Annotated in this window: 10 protein-coding genes and 1 pseudogene; 2 read left to right on the forward strand and 9 right to left on the reverse strand. The window is 74.3% G+C overall.

What is annotated here, in order from left to right; translation table 11 throughout:
• A complete protein-coding gene (locus AB0F01_RS15725; protein WP_362094991.1) occupies nt 1-606 on the reverse strand; it encodes a response regulator transcription factor in 606 nt (201 codons plus the stop codon).
• Between the two features lie 159 nt (nt 607-765).
• A complete protein-coding gene (locus tag AB0F01_RS15730) occupies nt 766-2,691 on the reverse strand; it encodes an ABC transporter ATP-binding protein (RefSeq protein ID WP_362094994.1) in 1,926 nt (641 codons plus the stop codon).
• A gap of 295 nt (nt 2,692-2,986) precedes the next feature.
• Here AB0F01_RS15730 and icmF point away from each other — a divergent pair, with 295 nt between their 5' ends.
• On the forward strand, nt 2,987-6,214 hold the full coding sequence (gene icmF / locus AB0F01_RS15735; RefSeq protein WP_362094997.1) for a fused isobutyryl-CoA mutase/GTPase IcmF: 3,228 nt from the start codon (nt 2,987-2,989) through the stop codon (nt 6,212-6,214).
• A 191-nt stretch (nt 6,215-6,405) separates the two neighbouring features.
• Here the strand turns inward: icmF and AB0F01_RS15740 are convergent, their stop codons facing one another.
• From AB0F01_RS15740 to AB0F01_RS15760, 5 genes are all read right to left on the reverse strand, one after another.
• Nucleotides 6,406-8,793 carry an SWIM zinc finger family protein gene (locus AB0F01_RS15740; protein ID WP_362095251.1) on the reverse strand — a complete coding sequence of 796 codons (2,388 nt, stop codon included), beginning with the start codon at nt 8,791-8,793 and terminating at the stop codon, nt 6,406-6,408.
• Nucleotides 8,794-9,194: 401 nt separating this feature from the next.
• The gene (locus tag AB0F01_RS15745) at nt 9,195-12,212 is read right to left on the reverse strand and encodes a DEAD/DEAH box helicase (protein WP_362095000.1); all 3,018 of its coding nucleotides are present in this window, start codon (nt 12,210-12,212) and stop codon (nt 9,195-9,197) included.
• Nucleotides 12,213-12,467: 255 nt separating this feature from the next.
• Nucleotides 12,468-13,046, reverse strand: coding sequence for a sugar kinase (locus AB0F01_RS15750; RefSeq protein WP_362095003.1), 579 nt, complete (start codon nt 13,044-13,046; stop codon nt 12,468-12,470).
• Entirely contained in the window at nt 13,043-14,191 is a 1,149-nt protein-coding gene (locus AB0F01_RS15755; RefSeq protein ID WP_362095006.1) for an ROK family glucokinase, read from the reverse strand. Before AB0F01_RS15755 ends, AB0F01_RS15750 begins: the two co-directional genes overlap by 4 nt.
• A gap of 499 nt (nt 14,192-14,690) precedes the next feature.
• Nucleotides 14,691-15,440, reverse strand: a complete 750-nt coding sequence (locus AB0F01_RS15760; RefSeq protein ID WP_362095254.1) for a GntR family transcriptional regulator — start codon at nt 15,438-15,440, stop codon at nt 14,691-14,693.
• Between the two features lie 116 nt (nt 15,441-15,556).
• Between AB0F01_RS15760 and AB0F01_RS15765 the strand changes: the two genes are divergently transcribed.
• A complete protein-coding gene (locus AB0F01_RS15765) occupies nt 15,557-16,579 on the forward strand; it encodes a Gfo/Idh/MocA family oxidoreductase (protein ID WP_362095009.1) in 1,023 nt (340 codons plus the stop codon).
• A 238-nt stretch (nt 16,580-16,817) separates the two neighbouring features.
• Here AB0F01_RS15765 and AB0F01_RS15770 read toward each other — a convergent pair.
• A pseudogene (locus AB0F01_RS15770) lies at nt 16,818-17,234 on the reverse strand (PaaI family thioesterase); the annotation flags it as partial.
• An 85-nt stretch (nt 17,235-17,319) separates the two neighbouring features.
• A complete protein-coding gene (locus tag AB0F01_RS15775; protein WP_362095012.1) occupies nt 17,320-17,997 on the reverse strand; it encodes a response regulator transcription factor in 678 nt (225 codons plus the stop codon).
• Nucleotides 17,998-18,159 lie beyond the last annotated feature (162 nt).

The raw sequence follows: 18,159 nt of genomic DNA on the forward strand, positions 1-18,159 counted from the left end.
TCAGAGCCAGCCGAGGTCGCGGGCGATGCGGACCGCGTCCATACGGTTGCGGGCGTTGAGCTTGGTGACGACGGTCGTCAGGTAGTTCCGCACCGTTCCGGCGGACAGGAACAGCCGCCGCGCGATCTCCGGCACGTTCTCCCCCTCCGCGGCGAGCCGCAGCACCTCGGTCTCCCGTGCGCTCAGCGGATTGTCGCCGGCCTGCAGCGCGGCGACCGCCAGCTGCGGATCGATGACCTGCTGTCCGGCCACCACGGCCCGTATGGCCGCGGCCAGTTGGTTCGGATCGGCGTCCTTGAGCATGAACCCCGAGGCGTGCGCCTGGAGGGCCCGCATGAGGTTGCCGGGCCGCCCCAGGCTGGTCAGGATCACGGTCCGGCACTCGGGCAGCCGCTCGTGCAGGAGACCGGCGGCGCGTATCCCGTCCATCCCCGGCAGGTCGATGTCGAGCACCGCCACGTCGGGCCGTACGTCGAGCGCCACGGGAACGACCTTGTCCCCCGCGTCCACCTCGGCCACCACTTCCAGGTCGGGCTCCAGCTCCAGCAGGGCCACCAGCGCTCTGCGCAGCATGAGCATGTCCTCGGCAAGCAGGATTCTGACCATTGTCCCCCCATGACGCCACGTAAGCGGGCGATCCCTTCGATGTCGGCTGATCCTAGTGGCGCGATGAGAACTCCCCCGCAGGACCGTGCGGCAGGGTGCCGGGCACGGTCCGCCCCGGGACGGCACTCCGAGGTCGTGCACAGGACCGTGCCCGGCCGTTCACGGGCCGGTGGCCGCCGGGCCGGCGCCGTCCTGCCCGGCTCCGGTCGGCACCATCGCGGCCCGGGGCGCGGAACCGCCCGGCTCCCGGTGCCCCGGCCCGGTGCCGTCCGCCCCGTCGACGGGACACTCCTCGGTCGCGCCGAGGAAGCCGCCCGACTGGTGGCTCCAGAGCCGGGCGTAGGGGCCGTCCGCCGCGAGGAGCTGGTGGTGGCTGCCCTGTTCGACGACGGTGCCGCGGTCGAGGACGACGAGGCGGTCCATGCCGGCGACGGTGCTCAGGCGGTGGGCGACGACGAGGGCGGTGCGGCCCTCCATCAGGCGCCACAGGGCGTCCTGGACGAGGATCTCGCTCTCCGAGTCCAGCGCGCTGGTCGCCTCGTCGAGGAGCAGGATCGGGGCGTCGCGCAGGATGGCCCGGGCGAGGGCGACGCGCTGGCGCTGGCCGCCGGAGAGTTTGACGCCCCGCTCCCCCACCAGGGTGGCGAACCCGTCGGGGAGACGGTCGGCGAACTCCGTGACGTGGGCGGCTGCTGCCGCCGCGTGGATCTCCTCGTCGGTGGCGCCGGGCCGGGCGAAGGCGATGTTGTCGCGCAGGGTGCGGTGGAACATGGCCGGTTCCTGCGGGACGTAGGCGATCAGCGAGCGCAGGTCGGACTGGCGCAGGCGGCTGATGTCCTGGCCGCCGACGAGGATGCGCCCGCCGTCCAGGTCGGACATCCGCAGCAGGAGCCGGGTCAGGGTGGTCTTGCCGCCGCCGGACCTGCCGACCAGGCCGATCCGGGCACCGGGGGGCACGTCCAGGTCGAGCTTCTCGAAGATCGGGGGCGCTCCCTCGTGGGCGAAGGTGACCGCCTCGAAGCGGACGGAGCTGTCGCGGGGTGCGAGCGGCTCGGGGTCCGGCGGGTCGAGCACCGTGGGCGGATCCAGCAGCAGCTCGGTGAACTGGGCGGCCTCGGTCATCGAGCTTTCCAGACGCCGGTAGATCTGGTTGAACTCGAACATGATGTGGGTGGCGTTGGAGTAGTACGTGAACGCCACCACGACCTCCTCCACGCCCTGGCCGGAGCCGCCGAAGGCCACGGCGAGCAGCAGACCCAGCACGTTGGTCAGCAGGGACATGGGGGCGATCAGGACGTCGACGCGCAGGTTGCCGTAGTCCCAGGACCGCAGCGTGAGGCGCCGGGACTCCGCGACCCGGCTGCGGTGTTCCTCGGCCTCACGGCGCTCGGCGGCGAACGCCCGGATGGTCTCCATGTTCATGAGGCTGTCGGCGACATGGCCGGAAACGCGCGCGATGGCGGCCTCGCGGTTGTCGACGAGCCGCTGCCGCCGGCGGATCAACGGGAGCACGGCCACGACGGTGATCGTGATCATCAGCAGGAGGCCGACGACCAGCAGCGGTTCGTACCTCCACAGCACGACGCCGCCGAACAGCAGCGGGACGAGACTGCCCACGATCCGGAAGGTGAGGGTGTCGACGAAGTCCTCGAAGCGCTTGCCGAAGCTCAGCACCCGCTTGGTGAGGGAGCCGGCGAAGTTGTCGTGGAAGAACGCCGCGTCCTTGGCGAGCAGTTCGTCCATGCCCCGCACGTAGAGGTGCTCCATGCCGAGCGCGTCGACCCGGTTGAGGCAGTGCAGGCCCACCCGCCAGAGGACCTCGGCGAGCAGCAGCGTCACGCCGAAGGCGAACACGTAGGGTGCCGCCGAGGCGAGGGTGAGGCCGCCGTCGGTGGCGGCCTGCCCCGCCAGTTTGGCGATGACCAGCGGGGCGACGTAGCGCATGCCGATGTTGCCCACGGCCGGAAGCAGCAACGCGGGCAGGGCGAACCGGCGTAAGCGGTTCAGCTCCCGGCCGTAGAGGCGCAGCGCCAGGAGGACCGCGCTCCGGCCCGGCGCGGGCCCTGGTGTCTGTGTGGTTGCCATCACTCTCCCCGGGGTTCGTGAAAGGAGGCAGTGTCTCCTCGGGGCGAGGTGACGGTCCACGCATTTATGGAGGACCGGCCAGAAATGGACATAGTGGAGCGCAGGGGATTGCAGGGGAAGTATCAGGTGGTGACCCCACGAAGGGGGCGCACACCCGGGTCGTCCGGGCACCCGTACGCGCCGGCCTCCGCACGCCTGTGCTCGCCGTCACACCCCTCTCACCTTCGGCAATTTACTAGGACGTCCTAGTATCTCTTCGGCCACCACTCCCCCCGTCCTGTCCGGGAAGGCACCGATGAACGCTCTGCACCGCCCCGTGCACCCCGTCCGACTGGTCACCGCTTCGGCGCTGTTCGACGGGCACGACGCGTCGATCAACATCATGCGGCGGATCTTCCAGTCCCAGGGCGCCGAGGTGATCCACCTCGGACACAACCGGTCGGTGCGGGAGGTCGTGGACGCCGCGCTGGAGGAGGACGTGCACGGTGTGGCGGTCTCGTCGTACCAGGGCGGGCACGTCGAGTACTTCGAGTACCTCGTGCAGTCGCTGCGCGAGCGGGGCGCGGGCCACATCCGGGTGGTCGGCGGCGGCGGGGGCGTGATCGTGCCCGAGGAGATCGACCGGCTGCGCGGCAGCGGCGTGACCATCTTCTCCCCGGAGGACGGCCAGCGGATGGGCCTGGCCGGAATGGTCAACTCCGTGATCCGGGACTGCGACACCGACCTGTGGGACAGCGGGGCGGCCGACGCCGACGCCGTCCTGGCCGGCGACCGGTTCGCAATCGCCCGGGCCATCACGGGCGCCGAACTCGGCAAGCTGCCCGCGGACTTCCTCGGGCGGCTGCGTGCCGCGGCGGCCGGACGGGTCGTGCCCGTCCTCGGGATCACCGGGACCGGCGGCTCCGGCAAGTCCTCCCTGACGGACGAGCTGGTGCGCCGGTTCCGGGTCGACCAGCGGGACCGGCTGCGGATCGCGGTGATCGCCGTCGACCCGACCCGCCGGCGCGGCGGCGGCGCGCTGCTCGGCGACCGGATCCGGATGAACTCCCTCGACGGGGACCGGATCTTCTTCCGCAGCCTCGCCACCCGCGGCAGCCACGAACTGCCCGAGCACCTGTCGGAGGTCATCGACGTCGTCAAGGCCGCCGGGTTCGACCTGGTGGTCGTGGAGACGCCGGGCATCGGCCAGGGCGACGCGGCGATCGTGCCGTTCGTGGACATCCCGATGTACGTGATGACGCCGGAGTTCGGTGCCGCCTCGCAGCTCGAGAAGATCGACATGCTCGACTTCGCCGAGGTCGTGGCGATCAACAAGTTCGAGCGGCGCGGCGCCAAGGACGCCCTGCGCGACGTGGCCCGCCAACTCGTCCGCAACCGGGAGGCGTTCGACAAGCGGCCCGAGGACATGCCGGTGTTCGGCACCGCGGCGGCCACCTTCAACGACGACGGCGTGACCGCCCTCTACCAGCACCTGCGGGACGCCCTGGGCGACAAGGGGCTCCCGCTGACCGAGGGCACCCTGCCGGCCGTCGACGTGCGGCACTCCTCCGGCATCCGGCAGGTGGTGCCCGCCGAGCGGGTGCGCTACCTCTCCGAGATCACCGAGACGGTGCGCGCCTACCACGCCGAGACGGAACGGCTCGCCGAGGCGGCCCGGCGGGTGCAGCGCCTGGACCTCGTGCACGGCGAGCTGGTCCGGGCCGGGTCCGACGGCGGGGACGTGGAGTCGCTGCTGGAGGGCGCGCGCAGGCAGCTCCCGCACGAGGTCGCCCAGCAGATCGCCGACTGGCCCGCCGTCGTGGAGTCCTACTCGGGTGACGAGCAGGTCGTGACCATCCGGGACAAGGAGATCCGCACCAAGCTGACCCGGGAGTCCCTGTCGGGCAACAAGGTGCCGCGGGTCGCCCTGCCCGCCTTCACCGACCACGGGGAACTGGTGCGGTTCTGGCGGCGGGAGAACCTGCCGGGCCACTTCCCGTTCACCGCCGGGGTGTTCCCCTTCAAGCGCGACGGCGAGGACCCCGCCCGGATGTTCGCCGGCGAGGGCGACCCGTTCCGCACCAACCGCCGCTTCAAGCTCCTGTCCGAGGACCAGCCCGCCACCCGGCTGTCCACCGCCTTCGACTCGGTGACGCTGTACGGGCGGGACCCCGACCCGCGCCCGGACATCTACGGCAAGGTCGGCACCTCCGGGGTCTCCGTCGCGACGCTGGACGACATGAAGGCGCTGTACGACGGCTTCGACCTGGTCGCGCCCACCACCTCGGTGTCGATGACGATCAACGGCCCGGCGCCGACGGTGCTGGCCTTCTTCCTCAACGCGGTCGTCGACCAGCAGATCGAGCGGTTCCGCGCCGCCGAGGGCCGCGACCCCTCCCCGTCGGAGGCGGAGGAACTGCGCGCGCACGCCCTGGCCACCGTGCGCGGCACCGTGCAGGCCGACATCCTCAAGGAGGACCAGGGGCAGAACACCTGCCTGTTCTCCACCGAGTTCTCCCTGCGGATGATGGCCGACATCCAGGAGTGGTTCATCCGGCAGCGCGTCCGCAACTTCTACTCGGTGTCGATCTCCGGCTACCACATCGCCGAGGCCGGCGCGAACCCCATCAGCCAGCTCGCGTTCACCCTCGCCAACGGGTTCACCTACGTCGAGGCGTACCTGGCGCGCGGCATGCACATCGACGACTTCGCCCCGAACCTGTCGTTCTTCTTCTCCAACGGCATGGACCCCGAGTACTCGGTCCTCGGCCGGGTCGCCCGCCGCATCTGGGCCGTCGCGATGAAGGAGAAGTACGGCGCCAACGAGCGCAGCCAGAAGCTGAAGTACCACGTCCAGACCTCCGGACGGTCCCTGCACGCCCAGGAGATGGACTTCAACGACATCCGTACGACGCTGCAGGCGCTGATCGCGATCTACGACAACGCCAACTCGCTGCACACCAACGCCTACGACGAGGCCGTCACGACCCCGTCGGCGGAATCGGTGCGCCGTGCGCTGGCGATCCAGCTGATCATCAACCGCGAGTGGGGCCTGGCGATGAACGAGAACCCGCTGCAGGGTTCCTTCATCATCGACCAGCTCACCGATCTGGTCGAGGACGCGGTGCTCGCCGAGTTCGACCGGATCAACGAGCGCGGCGGTGTGCTCGGCGCCATGGAGACCGGCTACCAGCGCGGCCGCATCCAGGACGAGTCGATGCTCTACGAGCAGCGCAAGCACGACGGCTCGCTGCCCATCATCGGCGTCAACACCTTCCGCCGGCCCGGCGGCGACGCCGAACCCCAGGAGCTCGAACTGGCCCGCGCCACCGAGCGGGAGAAGGAGTCCCAGCTCAAGCGGGTTCACGAGTTCCGGACCACGCACGGCGCGGAGGCGGAGCGGGCGATCGCCCGGCTGAAGGAGGCCGCGATCAACGGCGACAACGTCTTCGAGGTGCTCATGGACGCCGCCCGGGTCTGCTCGCTGCAGCAGGTGACCGAGGCGTTCTTCGAGGTCGGGGGGCAGTACCGGCGCAACGTCTGACGGCACGGCCGGGCGGACGCGGGGGCGGGGGCCGGGCGCAGGGGACGCCGTCCCCGTGCCGGCCCGGCACCCGCCGCCGGGGAGCTCGGGCAGGCCGGGGGTCCTCGGCGTCCCGCCGCGGGCCGGGTGGCTCGCCGTGTCCCGCCGCGGGCCGGTGGCTCGCCGCTCCCGCTCGCCGCCGCCGGGGGTGCCTACAACGGGCCCGGGGTGTCCATCCCCGTCAGGGCTCCCACCGGGTCGGGGTCGGGGGTGCCGCGCGGCCACCAGTCGTCGCGGCCGGGCTCGGACTCGTAGGCGTACCAGAGGTGGTCGCGTCCGAGGCGGAGCTGGACGTGGCCGCGCGGGTGGGTGAGGCGGTTGCGCCACGGGCGGAACGCGGGCAGGTCGGCGGCCAGGAGCAGCGGGCGGGCCCGGTCGAAGCGTCCGGCCGGCGGGTCCCAGGGCTCCTCCAGCGCGTCGAGTCCCGCCGGACCGCCCTGGCGCCAGGCGGCGACCGCGCGGGCCAGATCGGCGGGGGTGCGCCCGGCGGCGGTGGCGAGGGAGGCGTAGAGGGAACGGGTGGCGGCCGTGAGCCCCGATCCGGGGCGGGCCGCGGCGAGCCGCACCGCGTCCTGCCACAGCGTGAGACCGCCGACCGGGTCGCGGCCGGTGGTCAGCAGGGCGTGGGCGCGCGCGGCGGCGTCGGTGGCCAGCTGGTCCAGCGCGAACGCGTCCGGCCCGCCCGGCACCCCCGGGTACACCGGCGGCTGCTCCGGGTGCGGAGGCGGCGGCAGCGGCGCGGGGAGGGGCGGCCGGACACGCTGGGCGAGGACCTCGGTGGCGCGGATCCCGGGCAGGGGTTCCGGCCGGGTGTCCCGGGCCGCCCGTGCGGCGCTGCGCCGGGACAGGTCGTCGAGCACCTCGCGTTCACCCCTGCCGCGCAGCAGCAGCAGGACGAACGGGTCGGCGTCGAGGAGGCGTGCGGTGGCGTAGCAGAGCGCGGCGGCGTGCTTGCAGGGGTGGCCGGAGTCCGGGCAGCTGCACCGCGGGGCGAGGTCTCCTGGGCCCGGCAGCAGCGGGACGCCGCAGTCGGCGAGGGACTGGGGCATCACCTTGTCCAGCAGGGCGGCGATATGACCGGGCCGGTCGGCCGCCGCGTCCAGGAACCTGTCCCACTCGGTGTCCGAGAACGTCCGCAGCCGCACCTGCACGCGGTACGGCCGCGGGCGGCTGCCCCGGACGTACGCGAGGACCAGGCCCGGCGTCACGGTGATCGCGTCGACGTGTCCGCGCTGTGCGTACGCCCGTCCCCGCGCCAGCCGCGCGGCGTCCAGCGCGCCCTCCTCCAGCGCGGTCACCCAGGCATTGCCCCACCAGGTGTCGGCGATGCCGTCCGCGCCGCCCTCACGGGGCGGGAACGCCGGGAACGTGCGGCGGTGGTCGCCGTCGCGGTCGGGGGCGGCCATGGAACGGGGCGTGCGGGGCTCCGGGCCCGGGGCGGACGCACCGATCGGGGCCGCCGCTCCGGTGGACGGCTGCCGCCCGGTGGGCTCCCGCGTGTCGTGGGCGCCCTCGTCCGGCGGCGGGACGCGGGCGGCTCCGGCGTCCGTGTCCCCCGGGCGCGGTTCGGGAGCCGGGGGTTCGTACGCAGCCGAGGGTTCGTACGGAACCGAGGGCCCGTCCGGAGCCGAGGGCTGGTCCGGGGCCGGGGCTTCGTCCGGGGCCGAGGGCTGGTCCGGGGCCGGGGCTTCGTCCGGGGCCGAGAGCTGGTCCGGAACCGGGGCTTCGTCCGGATCCGACGGCATGCGGAAGGCGTCCGCGAGCGCCTCCCGCACCGCGCGGGCCCGCGCGTCGGCCACACGGTCACCGCGCGAGGTGCGGGGCAGCCGGGGGGCCGGGGCGGGTGCGGCTCCCGTGCGACGGGGCGCCGGGCGGTCACCTCGGCGCCCGGCCTCCGCGCGGGCGTGCAGCGCCTCCTGACGGGCCGAACGCAACGCCTCGCGCGCGATGTCGCCGGGGCGGCGCTCCGGGGCGCCCTCGCCGGCGCGGCCGGCCGGGGTCACGTCCTCGGCGGCGTCGGGGACGGACGGAGGCGGAGTTGCCGGGCCGTCCGATGCGGTGGGCCCTGACGCGGTCCGGCCGGGGTGCGCGCCGTGGGACGCGGGGGCGCCGGGGGCAGGGGCGTCGGCGGTACCGGGCGCAGGGGCGTCGGCGGTACCGGGGGCGGTGGGACCGGGGGCGGGTGTGGGGGGCCGCTGCTCCCCCTCCGCCCGGTGCCCGGCCCCGGTCCGCGCCGTCGGCGGGGCTTCGGACGCGGGGCCGCCTCCGGAGGCCCGGGGGGCAGCCCCGGACGCCTCGGCGGCAGCACCGGGCGTCTCGGCGGCAGCCCGGGATGCCGTGCCGGCGGTGCCGGGCGTTCCGTCGGCGGGGCCGGACGCGGTGCCCGGACGGGACGACACCGCGCCGGTTCGGTCCGCCGTCGCCTCACGGGTGCTGGAGGCCGCCGACGCGGCGGTGGCGCCGTGTTCCGCGACCTCGGGGAGCGGCTCGGGACCCGTGTCCGACCCGGCCGTCCGCCGGGCGCTCCTGGCGCGCCGCAGTGCCTCGCGGGCGACGTCCGCGGGCCGGCTGTCCCCGCGGGCGGGCTCCGGCGCGGCGGCGCTCGCGGCAGGGTGCGCGGCCGTGGCACGACCGGGCTCCCGACGGTCCTCGTCCCGCCCGCGCGGTGCTCCCGCGCCCGGCGTTCCGGCGTCCGCGTCCGCGGCCGAGGCCGAAGCTCCCGAGTCGGCGGTCTCCGCAGCCCGGTGAGCGGGGTCGGCCGGCTCCGGGGAGGGCACGTCCACGGCGCCGGTCTCCGCCGCCGCGTCCGCCGCGCCGGCCGGGGCGTCCGCGCCGGGGCCCGAGCCCGCCTCCTCGCGTGCGCGCATCGCCGCGCGGGCCGCCCGGAGGGCCTCGCGGGCCCGGTCCGACGGGCGGGGGGCATCGGCTGCGGAGGGCGGGGTCATGACGGCCTCCTCAGGGAGACCAGATCGGTCAGCTCACGGTCGGTCAGTTCGGTCAGCGCGGACTCCCCGGAGCCGAGGATCGCGTCGGCGAGGGCGCGCTTGGCCTCCAGCATCTCGGCGATGCGGTCCTCCACCGTGCCCTCCGTGACCAGGCGGTGCACCTGGACGGGCTGGGTCTGGCCGATGCGGTAGGCGCGGTCGGTGGCCTGTTCCTCGACCGCGGGGTTCCACCAGCGGTCGACGTGGACGACGTGGCCCGCGCGGGTGAGGTTCAGGCCGGTGCCGGCCGCCTTCAGCGAGAGGACGAGGACGGGGGTGGCTCCGCTCTGGAAGCGGTCCACCATCCGCTCGCGCTCGGCCACCGGCGTACCGCCGTGGAGGAGTTCGACGGGCACCGCGCGCCCGGTGAGGTGCGTGGTGATCAGACGGGCCATCCCGACGTACTGGGTGAACACCAGGGCCGAGCCGTCCTCGGCGAGGACGGTGTCCAACAGCTCGTCCAGCAGGGCCAGTTTGCCCGAGCGCTGGGCGAGCCGGCCGTCGTCCGCCGCCGCGTGGTCCTCCTTGAGGTACAGGGCCGGGTGGTCGCAGATCTGCTTGAGCGAGGTCAGCAGCTTCAGCACCAGGCCGCGGCGCCCCATGCCCCGGGCGGTCTCGATGGCGAGCATCGACTCGCGCACCACCGCCTCGTACAGCGCGGCCTGTTCGCGGGTGAGGGGCACGGGGTGGTCGGTCTCGGTCTTGGGCGGGAGTTCGGGCACGATGCCCGGGTCGGACTTCTTGCGCCGCAGCAGGAAGGGGCGCACCAGGCGGGCCAGCCGCTGGGCGGCCTCGTCGTCCTCGCCGCTCTCCACGGCGCGCGCGTGCCGGGCGCGGAAGGACTTCAGGGGGCCGAGGAGGCCGGGGGTCGTCCAGTCGAGCAGGGCCCACAGTTCGGAGAGGTTGTTCTCGACGGGGGTGCCGGTCAGGGCGACGCGGGCGGGTGCCGGGATGGTGCGCAGGGCCTTGGCGGTGGCCGAGTGCGGGTTCTTGACGTGCTGGGCCTCGTCGGCGACGACCATGCCCCAGCTCCGCTCGGCCAGGACGGGGGCGGCCGAGCGCATGGTGCCGTAGGTGGTGAGGACGAAGCCGCCGGCCAGGCCGTCCAGGCTGCGGTCGGGGCCGTGGAAACGGCGTACGGGGACGCCCGGCGCGAAGCGGGTGATCTCCCGCTGCCAGTTGCCGAGCAGGGAGGCCGGGCAGACGACCAGCGTCGGCTCGGGGCGGGCCCGCTTCAGGTGGAGGGCGATGAGGGTGACGGTCTTGCCCAGGCCCATGTCGTCGGCGAGGCAGCCGCCGAGGCCGAGGGAGGTCATGAGCTCCAGCCAGGCCAGGCCGCGCAGTTGGTAGTCCCGCAGGGTGGCGGCGAGGCCGGGCGGGGGTGCGGCGGGGCGGACGCCCGCGGTCAGGCGGTCGCGGAGGACGGCGAGCGCGCCGGCCGGGACGGCCTCGACGGTCTCGCCGTCGACCTCGGCGCTGCCGGTGAGGGCGACGGACAGCGCGTCGACCGGGTCGAGCAGGCCCAGATCCCGTTTGCGGGCCTTGCGGACGAGGGCGGGGTCGACGAGCACCCACTGGTCGCGCAGCCGCACCACCGGGCGGTGGGCCTCGGCCAGGACGTCCATCTCGGCCTCGGTGAGCGGGTCACCGCGCAGCGCGACCTGCCAGCCGAAGGTCAGCAGCTGCTCGCTCTCCAGGAAGCCGCTCCCGTCGGTCGCGGAGCCGGGGGCCGGGCGGACGACGGCGGTGGCGCTGAGGTCCTGTGCGAGGTCCCGGGGCCAGTGCACGGCGACTCCGGCCGCGGCGAGCCGGGTCGCCGCGACCCCGAGCAGGTCGGTCAACTCGTCCTCGGACAGGGCCAGTACGTCGGGCGCCTCCTGGTCGGACAACCGGTCCAGGGGCGGCCAGACGCGGGCCGCGCGGCGGACGGCGAGGGCGGCGTCCACCCGGGCCCGCGGTCCGAAGGCGCTGTCCGCCTCTCCCGCCCACAGGGCCGCCGCGTCCGCCACCAGGGTCGGGTCGGCCAGGCTGTGCACCTGCACGACCGCCGCGCCCGCGTGCCGGGAGGCACGGCGGCGCTCCCGCTGCTCCCCCGCCGTGTCACCGGAGCCGTCGAACAGGTCGTACGCCGACAGGTCCAGCCGCAGCGAGATGCGGACGCCCGCGTCCATCCCGGCGGCGACCTCGGCGGCCCAGTCACGGGCGCCGGGCAGTCGCCGGGGTGCACGTCCGGCGAACGCCGGTCCGCAGGCGTGGGCCGCCGCCGGAGTGCGCGGCAGGAGGTCGGCCACGGCGTCCAGGAAGGCGCGGACGAGGGCCTCCGGGGTGGGCAGCCGGATCGGGCCGGGGCCGGGCAGCGGGACGGCGTGCCCCTCGGGGGGCAGGGCGGCGGCCACCGCGCGCAGGTGGGCCACTTCGTCCGGGTCGAGGGGGCCCGCGCGCCAGGCGTCGTGGCCGTCGGCGGTGAGGCCGGGCAGGAGCCGCCCGCGTGCCGTGAGCCGCAGTGCGAGCAGTCCGGCGGCGCCCCAGCAGGCGGTGGCGGGGTGGACGGCGAGGTCGTGGCGCGCGGCGACCAGCAGCGGCAGGGCCTCCTCCAGGGGCAGGGTGCGGGCGGGTGCGGTGCGACGCCGTACACCGGAGCCGTGCGGGCGGACCACGGTGAGGTCGGTGAGGTCCGGGACGTCGGCGACGTGGGTGCTGCCGGTTCCGTCGGTGCGCTCCGGGCCGTCCGTCCGGTCCCTGTCGTCCGACCCGTCCGACCTGCCTGTCCCGTCTGTCTCGTCTGTCCCGTTCGACCCGTCTGTCCCGTCCGTGTCGTGCGGGTCCCAGAAGGCGACGCGGCCCTCGCGCGGCACCGGCGCGGGCAGGAAGACGGCCGCGAGCCGTACCGGGACCGGGGTCCCGCCCCCCGGGCCGCCCGTCGCCCCGGCCACCGTCCTCGCGCCGGTGCCCACCCGTGCGCTGTCGCCGTTCATCGCTCCTGGTCACCTCCCGCCCGCGCGTGCCCGCTCCTCGACATGGCCACGCCGACCGGATGGCCGACGCGCCCCTTCACCTGTCTTCGACTCTACGGGCGAGGTCTGACAACGCGATCGGCAACGGGAACCCGTTGACAGGCTCCGACGCCGAGCGCCCGCGACCGCCGGGCAACGGGCGCGCGGTCCGGACTCCCTTCCGCACCCCACGACGCAGGCGTCGCCGACGTCGGCGACGGCGTCAACGGCGGCGGATCAGGGCACCGTCTCGGCGACGACGTACACCCGGGGCAGGCCGGGCTTGGACCGGTTGACCACGATGTCGTGCGAGGGCGCCGGGTTCTTCCGCTCGCGGGTGAGGCCCGACCAGGCGCCGGGGCCGTCGAACCGCCAGCCGGTGATCCCGCGGTCCCGCTCGTTGATGGGGATCTTGCCCTCGTCGAGGTCGTCCACGGTGGTGCCGAGGCTGGTGAGGAAGGTGTTCAGGCCCGCGTCGGTGGTCTCGAACTCGACGTAGAGGCGGCTGGTCTTCCAGTTGTTGGTCTCGTAGTACGCCACCCACGACGCCGGGTGCGGGATGGGCACCTGGTAGATGCGCCGCTGCACCTTCGACGGCCAGCCCTCGGTCAGGCCGGTGGCCGCGTACTTGGCCGCCTTGTCCTTGCCGCTGGCGCGGCTCTGGGCCCCGGAGACCACCAGGTAGCCGGCGGGGATGCCGATCAGCAGCACGATGATGAGCAGCGTGAGGGCCCGGCGGCGGATCATGTGCCGCCGGTCCTCGGGCGGCCGGGGCCTCCCGGGCAGCCCGCTGTGCTGGGACAGGTCGCCGGTCACATGGCCTCCTTCGCGGTGCGGCGCGACTCCACGTACCGCTCGTAGCGCTCGTACCGCTCCACGCGGCGGCGCTTGGCGCGCCGGAAGCGGCGGGCGACCAGGCGCGCGAGGTCGGCGGCCCCGACCATGCCGGCCTCGGGGCCGAGCTGGGCGCGGACGATGTGCGCCTCGGGACGGTAGCCGCGACCGGTGAGGTGGCGTTTGAAGGCGTCGCGCGCCGGGCCGATGAGCAGGTCGTCGGCGGCCGAGACACCGCCGCCGACGACGAAGCACGAGGGGTCGAGGGCGGCGGCCAGGTTGGCGATGCCCACCCCGAGCCACTGGCCGATGTCCTGGAGCAGCTCGATGCACATCGCGTCGCCGTCCCGGGCAAGCTCGGTGATCATCGGGCCGCTGATCTCGGCGATGTTCCCTTTGACGTGCTCGATGATCCCGTACGCGACGGGCGAGTCGGCGGCGGCCAGCTCCCGTGCCTCGCGGACCAGGGCGTTGCCGGAGCTGTACTGCTCCCAGCAGCCGCGGTTGCCGCAGGGGCAGCGGTGGCCGCCGGGCACGACCTGCATGTGTCCGAACTCGCCCGCGACGCCGTACTTCCCCCGCTTGACCTGGCCGTCCTCCAGGATCGCGCCGCCGATGCCGGTGCCCAGCGTGATCATCACGAGGTGGTCCTCACCGCGGCCGGCCCCGAAGCGCCACTCGGCCCAGGCGGCGGAGTTCGCGTCGTTGTCGACCAGGACCGGGACGGCGAGGCGCCCCGCCAGACGGTCCCGCAGGGGCTCGTTGCGCCAGGACAGGTGGGGGGCGAACAGCACGCGGTTGCGGTCGGCGTCGACCCAGCCGGCCGCGCCGATCCCGACGGCGTGCACGTCGTGCCGGTCGGACAGGTCCAGCACCAGTTCGACGATGGTGTCCTCGACCACTTTGGGACTCTTGGACTTGTCCGGCGTCTCCGTGCGCAGCTTCTCCAGGATGTTGCCGTCGGCGTCGACGACACCCGCCATGACCTTCGTACCGCCGATGTCGATGCCCACGGTCGGCACCCGGGGGGCCGACAGGTGTGAGCGTCGCTCCCGGGTGCCGACGGTTCGCAGGACCGGGGCACGGCGGGAGCCGATGGGGGCGGTGAAGTCGCGGTAGGTGCTCATCGGGTGCGATTCTGCCGCACGCGTGGCCCGATTGCGGTACGCGCAAGGTCAGGGTGGTGTGGATCATTTTCCGCCGCGGACCGTCGGTTGGCCGGTGCGGTACGGAGCGTCACGAGAGGCCGCCGGAGGGCGCTCCACTGGGTGCCACGGGTTCGAACGTCCACTTGTCCGGACAATGTGACCACCGCACGGCCGCCCTCCGGGAACGGCACGGCGCGGAGTCCCGGGCCCGCGCTCCCGGACCTCACGACGGCGGCCCCGGGGACCCGACGACGGCGGATCCGGGGACTCCGACGACGGCGGACCCGGGGAGCCGACGACGGCGTACCCAAGGGGTTCGACGACGGCAGGACCGCAGGACCGCAGGTCCCCGAGCCACCAGCCCTCGAACTCACGGACCCTCAGGCTCACCGGCACTCGACACCTCACGGGCCCTCTGGCTCACGAGGCCTCAAGCTCACGGGCCCTCGAGTTCACGGGGCCTCCGGACCTCGCCTCCTCAGGACCGGACGAGCAGCTGGAACTCGAAGGAGTAGCGGTCGGGCCGGTAGGTGTGGGTGCCGTACTCGACCGCACGGCCGGTGTCGTCGAAGGTGACCCGCTGCATGGTCAGCAGCGGGTCGCCGGTGTCCTCGCCGAGCCGCTCGGCCTCGGCGGCGGTGGCGGCGCGGGCCCCGATGGTCTGACGGGCGCTGTGCAGGGTGATGCCCGCGGCCCGCATCAGCCGGTAGAGCCCGGTCGCCTCCAACTGCGCGGTGTCCAGATCGAGGAGGCCGCAGGGCAGGTAGTTGCAGAGGTACGCCATCGGTTCGCCGTGGGCCAGCCGGAGCCGTTCGACGCGGTGCACGTCGGCCGCCTCGGGAACGCCCAGCGCGGCGGCGATCTCGGCGGAGGCCGTCACCACGGTGTTGACCAGGACCCGGGTGGCCGGGCGCTGGCCGGCGGCCTCCAGGTCGTCGTAGAGGCTGCTCAGTTCCAAGGGGCGCTTGACCTGGCTGTGCACCACCTGGGTGCCGACGCCCCGGCGTCGCACCAGGAGTCCCTTGTCGACCAGGGACTGGATGGCCTGGCGGACGGTCGGCCGGGACAGCCCCAGCCGTGCCGCCAGCTCGATCTCGTTGCCCAGCAGGCTGCCGGGGGTCAGTGCGCCGTGCTCGATGGCCGCTTCGAGCTGCTGGGACAGCTGGAAGTACAGCGGGACGGGGGAACTGCGGTCGACGCGCAGCTCCAGCCGGCCGGTCGGGTCCACTCCTGGTTTCGGCACGGCCCGAGCGTAGCCCCGCTGGTTGTTGACGGGAAGTAGTGTAGTTCGGTTGTCCGGACATACGGATTGACAGGGAGGGTCGGGGGCCGCACCTTGATTCCATGCGCATCGGGGTCATCGGTACAGGCCGCATCGGCACCATTCACGCCCACACGCTCAGCAGGCACCGCGACGTCGGCTCGCTGATCCTCACGGACGCCGACCCGGCGCGCGCGCAGGCGCTCGCGCACCGGCTCGGGGAGACCGCGGCGCCCGGGGTGGACGAGATCTACACCTGGGGCGTGGACGCCGTGGTGATCACGACCGCCACGCCGGCCCACGCCGAACTGATCGGCCGGGCGGCCCGCGCGGGTCTCCCGGTGTTCTGCGAGAAGCCCATCGCCCTGGACCTGGCGGGGACGTTACAGGCCATCGCGGAGGTGGAGACGGCGGGGACGGTGCTGCAGATGGGGTTCCAGCGCCGGTTCGACGCGGGCTACACCGGAGCGCGCGAGGCCGTGCGCTCCGGGCGGCTGGGGCGTCTGCACACGGTGCGGGCGATGACCAGCGACGCGGAGCCGCCGCCCGCCGGGTACCTGGCGCAGTCCGGCGGCCTGTACCGGGACACGCTGATCCACGACTTCGACATCCTGCGCTGGGTGACCGGCCGGGAGATCGTCGACGTCTACGCGGCCGGATCGGACGCCGGGCCCCCGGTGTTCCGGGAGTCGGGCGACGTCGACACCGGCGCGGTGCTCCTCACCCTGAACGACGGCACCCTCGCCGCCGTCACGGCGACCCGCATGAACGGTGCCGGGTACGACGTGCGGATGGAGCTGGCCGGGGAGCGGGACCAGATCGTCGTCGGGCTGGACGACCGCACGCCGATCGCGTCCACGGAGCCGACCGGGCCCCCGGCCGCGGACAAACCGTGGACCGGGTTCCTGGAGCGGTTCGCCCCGGCCTACGAGGCGGAACTGATCGCCTTCGTGGAGGTGGTGCGCGGTGAGCGGGCCAACCCCTGCGACGGACGGGAGGCCCTCCAGGCGCTGCGCATCGCGGAGGCGTGCGAGCTGTCCCGGCGGGAGCGCCGGGCGGTACGGCCTGCGGAGATCCCGGGCGGAGGGGAGGCGGCGTTCGGTTGAGGCGGGTGATGAGCGGGCGGGCGGCGGGTGGTCTCCGTCCTTGGCCCCAGGCGGGCCCCAGGCGGGCCCCGGGCGGGTCCTCGGCCGGTGGTCGGGAGCCCGCTGCCGAGCCCGCGCGGGGCAGGGGCCCGCGATCACGTCGCCCGCTCACCCGCCGGGGGACGACCGGCTGGTCTAACCCTCCTTGTGCACGGCAGCACGCCCGACTCCCCCGTGTGCAAAGGCCGTTCGGGGCGCTGACCGGCAGGACGGTGCCCTCGGCCACGGCGCAGAGGCTCTCCGTGCCGTCGGCGGCGACGGTGAGCAGGTCGCAGCGGACGACGGCCCGGCGTTGGCCCGCGTGCACCACCTCGGCGCGGGCGCGCAGTGTCCGTCCGGTGGCGGGGCGCAGGTACTGGATGGAGAAACCGCCGGTCAGCACGTGCGCCCCGAGCACGGTGCCGCCCGCGAAGGTGAGCGCGTTGTCGGCGGCGTAGGACACCACCCCGCCGTGCACGTATCCGTTCTGCTGATGCAGTTCCTCACGGATGTCGATCTCCAGGGTGGCCGCGCCGTCCCCGAAGTCGGTCACCCGCGCGCCCACGAGCCTGCTGAAGGGCTGGCTGTCCAGGACGCGCCGGGCGGCGGTCAGGTCGAGTGCGGGTGTCGACGGCATCGGTTCGGGCTCCTCGGTGCGGACGTGGGAAGTGGGGACGGTGGACGAAGGAGGGGGCCGGGCGGGCAGTCGGGGGGTGCGGAGGCTACGGCCGCCGGGGCGGTTCCTCGGGCAGGCCCGCGTCGTAGGCCAGCAGGGCGATCTGCACCCGGTTGTTGAGGTCCAGCTTGGCCAGGATGCGGGAGACGTGGGTCTTGACGGTCGCCACGCTCAGGTACAGCTCCGCCGCGATGTCCGCGTTGGCGAGGCCCCGGCCGACGGCGACGGCGACCTCGCGCTCCCGCTCGTTGAGGACCGCCAGCCGGTCGCGGGCGCGGTCGCGGCGGGTGTCGGCCGCGGAGCCGGCCGCGTGGGCCATCAACTGCCGGGTGACCGCGGGCGACAGCACGGGCTCCCCGGCCGCGACGCGGCGCACGGCGGCGACGATCTCGGCGGGCGGGGTGTCCTTGAGGACGAACCCGGCGGCGCCCGCGCGCAGGGCGCGGAGCACCTGCTCGTCGGCGTGGAACGTGGTGAGCACGATGACCTGTGGGGCTTCGGCACGGCCTCGCAGCGCCTCGGTCGCGGCGAGGCCGTCCACGGTCGGCATCCTGATGTCCATCAGGACGACGTCGGGCCGGGTCCGGTCGACGAGGTCGCCCACCTCCTCACCGTCGGCGGCCTCGCCGACGATGTCGATGTCGTCGGCGCCGCCCAGCATGAAGGACAACCCCGCCCGCACCAGGGGGTCGTCGTCCACGAGGAGCACTCTGATCGCAGTCATGGACGGTACGTAATCACGGGAGGGAGGGGCGGGGACACGGGGCGTCCCCGCCCGGACCCGCGGACGTGCCTCTCTCGCCCGGCCTCGGACCGCCGCCGCACGGCACCGGGTGCGCCCCCGGCCGGCACCGCGGGCCGGTCGGGTCGGCGCCGCACGGCCGCC

Source organism: Streptomyces sp. NPDC029526 (assembly GCF_040637405.1).
In the GTDB taxonomy this organism is placed as follows: Bacteria; Actinomycetota; Actinomycetes; order Streptomycetales; family Streptomycetaceae; genus Streptomyces.

Bases quoted from the DNA above. Each gene is read 5' to 3' on its own strand.
- AB0F01_RS15745 (WP_362095000.1), bottom strand. From the start codon at position 12,212: ATGAACGGCGACAGCGCACGGGTGGGCACCGGCGCGAGGACGGTGGCC.
- AB0F01_RS15725 (WP_362094991.1), bottom strand. From the start codon at position 606: ATGGTCAGAATCCTGCTTGCCGAGGACATGCTCATGCTGCGCAGAGCG.
- AB0F01_RS15755 (WP_362095006.1), bottom strand. From the start codon at position 14,191: ATGAGCACCTACCGCGACTTCACCGCCCCCATCGGCTCCCGCCGTGCC.
- icmF (WP_362094997.1), top strand. From the start codon at position 2,987: ATGAACGCTCTGCACCGCCCCGTGCACCCCGTCCGACTGGTCACCGCT.
- AB0F01_RS15765 (WP_362095009.1), top strand. From the start codon at position 15,557: ATGCGCATCGGGGTCATCGGTACAGGCCGCATCGGCACCATTCACGCC.
- AB0F01_RS15730 (WP_362094994.1), bottom strand. From the start codon at position 2,691: ATGGCAACCACACAGACACCAGGGCCCGCGCCGGGCCGGAGCGCGGTC.
- AB0F01_RS15775 (WP_362095012.1), bottom strand. From the start codon at position 17,997: ATGACTGCGATCAGAGTGCTCCTCGTGGACGACGACCCCCTGGTGCGG.